The 2,894-nt window shown below is 75.2% G+C and carries 2 protein-coding genes and 1 pseudogene; 2 read left to right on the top strand and 1 reads right to left on the bottom strand.

The genetic code is table 11. From position 1 onward, the window contains the following. A pseudogene (locus tag A2U95_RS06830) lies at positions 1-672 on the top strand (DEAD/DEAH box helicase); the annotation flags it as partial. An 83-nt stretch (positions 673-755) separates the two neighbouring features. Further along, complete coding sequence (locus A2U95_RS06835; RefSeq protein ID WP_166021310.1) at positions 756-1,640, top strand: alpha/beta fold hydrolase; 885 nt, start codon at positions 756-758, stop codon at positions 1,638-1,640. A 48-nt stretch (positions 1,641-1,688) separates the two neighbouring features. Here A2U95_RS06835 and A2U95_RS06840 read toward each other — a convergent pair whose 3' ends face one another. Then, on the bottom strand, positions 1,689-2,594 hold the full coding sequence (locus A2U95_RS06840) for an NYN domain-containing protein (protein WP_166021311.1): 906 nt from the start codon (positions 2,592-2,594) through the stop codon (positions 1,689-1,691). Positions 2,595-2,894 lie beyond the last annotated feature (300 nt).

Below are 2,894 nucleotides of genomic sequence, written 5' to 3' on the forward strand. Positions count from 1 at the left end.
CCCGCCGCCGCCCCTGCCGCGGAGGCCGCCGTCGAGACGGCGGAGGGTGCCACCGCCGCGCCGCGCCGCCGCCGCCGGACCCGTGCCGGCGCCGACGCGGTGGAGACCGCGCAGGTGGAGACCGCCGCCGTGGAGGCCCGGACGGTGGCCGAGGAGGCCGCCGCCGAGCCCACCCCCGCGCCGAAGCGCCGCACCCGCAAGGCCGCCGCACCGGCGGAGGCCGCGGAGGGCGCCCCGGAGACCGCCGAGGCGGAGACCGTGGCCAAGCCCCGACGCCGCACCCGCAAGGCCGCCGCCACCGCCGAGGCGGCCGAGGCCGTCGCGGACACCGTGGAGGCCGCCGAGGCCGCGCCGAAGCGCCGTACGCGCAAGGCCGCCGCACCGGTGGAGGCCGCCGCCGAGACCGCGGAGACCGCGGCCGAGGCGAAGCCGCGTCGCCGGACCCGCAAGGCCGCCGCTCCGGCCGCGGAGGCCGCCGCCGGGACCGCGGAGGCCACCGCCTCCGCCGGGGACGCCGCGCCCGCCGAGGGCGAGGCCAAGCCGCCGCGCCGTCGTACGCGCAGGACGGCAGAGGCCGCGCCGGTCGCCGAGATCCCCGCCCAGGCGGGCGAGGAGGCGCAGAGCAAGCCGCGCCGCCGCACCCGCAAGGCCGCCCAGCCGGCCGAGAGCTGACGAACGGCCCCGTCCGACGGCCCGGTTCCCCCAGGGGAGCCGGGCCGTCGGCGTACTCGGCCGCGCTGGGTACGCTGACCGCCATGAGCAGGCCCGACACCTTCACTCCCCCGCCCGGTGCGCGGGCGTACCAACTCGTCACCGATCGCGGCGCGTTCGCCGCGATCGACATGCCCGCCGCACCGGGCGTCCCGCACCGGGGCACCGCCCTGCTGCTGCCCGGTTACACCGGCAGCAAGGAGGACTTCATCGCCCTGCACGCCCCGCTCGCGGCGCACGGCTACCGCACGGTGGCCGTCGACGGGCGCGGACAGTACGAGTCCGACGGCCCCGAGCGCGACGAATCGGCTTACGCTCAGGCCGAGTTGGCGCAGGACCTGCTGTCCCAGGCGTACGCCCTGGCCAAGGAGGAGGGGACGCGGATCCATCTGCTGGGCCACTCCCTCGGCGGGCAGATCTCCCGCGCCGCCGTGCTGCGGGACTCCTCCCCGTTCCTCAGCCTGACCCTGATGTCCTCGGGCCCCGCCCGGATCTCCGGCTCCCAGCGGGAACGCGTGACCATGCTCCGCGAGGCGCTGGACACGATGTCGATGGACCGGGTGTGGGCGGTGATGCAGGCGATGGAGGCCACCGCCGCCCCCGAGGAACTGGCCGAGCAGCCCGACACCCGCCCGTTGCGCGAGCGCTGGCTGCGCACCCGCCCGGCCCAGCTGACCGCCACCGGCCACCAGCTCTGCGTGGAACCGGACCGGGTCGAGGAGCTGGCCGCCGTCGGCCTGCCCTGCCACGTCCTCTCCGGCTCCACGGACGACGTCTGGCCGGTGCGGCTCTTCGACGAGATGGCCGTCCGGCTCGGCGCCCTGCGCACGGTGATCGACGGCGCGGACCACTCCCCCAACGTGGACCGTCCCGCCGCGACCGCCGACGCGATCGCCGGCTTCTGGGACGGCGTCCGGCGCCTGGGGTGACCGGCCGGTTCCGGCCGTGACGCGGCGCGGCGCGGCGCGCCGGGGCGTTCACTCCAAGGTGCGCAGCCGCTCCCAGAAGCCGTCCCTGAGCGCCCTGCGCAGGTCGGACTGGCCGCGCAGCGAGTACCCGAGCAGTCCTTCGGCCTGGACCAGCAGGTCCTGGTCGTCGGAGCCGGGCAGGTACGGCTGCCCGGCGAGCAGCGCCTCCATCGGCTCCGGGCCGCGCTCGGCCATCCACCGCGCGGCGATCTGCGCGCCGACGAAGCGGACCTCTTCCCAGGTGGGCCGGGCCGCGGCCGCCTCGAAGGCGGCGGTGGCCCGGCGCGAGACGTAGGGCTTGAGGAACTGCAGGTCCAGGGTGCGCTGGCTGTCGACCTCCCAGAGCAGCGGCTCGGCCTGGTTGCGGCCGTCCGGGGCCTCGATGCCCCAGAGGTGGACGCGGGCGCCGTACTCCTGCGCCGCCTCGACGGCCGGGACCAGGTCCTCGTCCCCGCCGAGCAGCGCCGCGTCGGTGATGGCCCGGTTGCGGGCCAGGGCCTCCAGGTCGGAGCGGATCAGCCCGTCGACGCCCTTCTGCTGGTTGTTGGCGTTGAGGTTGCCGAGACGGACCTTGACGTCGGGCAGTTCGGCGATGGCCTGCTGCTCGGCCGTGTGGATGCGGCGGCGGGCGCCGTCGTACCAGTACACCCGGAGCAGCCGGCTGTCCTGGAAGAGCGCCGCCGCCCGGTCGATGAGCGCGGCGATCACGCCCTCGGTGTCGAGCTCGAAGGCGCGGCGGTCCTCGGTGCCGACCACCAGCCGTCCGGCGGCCGCGTAGAGGTACCCGGCGTCGACGAAGAGCGCGTGGGTGGACTGGGGGGTGGACTGCGCCTTCGCCACCGCGGCGAGAACACGCTGGAGCAACCCGTTGGTGCTCTCGATGCTTGCGGTCAGCGCCGCCAGGTCGTCATTCATACCGGACCCCATTGTCCCGGTGGTCACGGAGCGGACACAACCGGTCTCATCCGGTTCACGCCGCCTCCGTACATGGAGCCCCGGCATCGTGGGTACGTGTCGAATACTTAGGCGGCCGAAAATTTTGCTTAGCTAGGGAATCTTCCCGGTCGGCTCGGATGTTGTACCCGGTACATACCGACGTGGGAAGGGAGAAGCATGCGCTTCGAGATCATGCGTCTCGACGACGCCAGCGGCCGGCCGGTCGACAGCACCGTCGTGGACGCCGCCTCCGTCAACGGGATCGTGCAGCAGGCCGCC

The sequence above is a fragment of the Streptomyces chilikensis genome (assembly GCF_001642695.1).
Classification (GTDB): Bacteria; Actinomycetota; Actinomycetes; order Streptomycetales; family Streptomycetaceae; genus Streptomyces; species Streptomyces chilikensis.

Excerpts from the sequence above, each read along its gene's own strand:
- A2U95_RS06835 (WP_166021310.1), top strand. The coding sequence starts at position 756 with ATGAGCAGGCCCGACACCTTCACTCCCCCGCCCGGTGCGCGGGCGTAC.
- A2U95_RS06840 (WP_166021311.1), bottom strand. The coding sequence starts at position 2,594 with ATGAATGACGACCTGGCGGCGCTGACCGCAAGCATCGAGAGCACCAAC.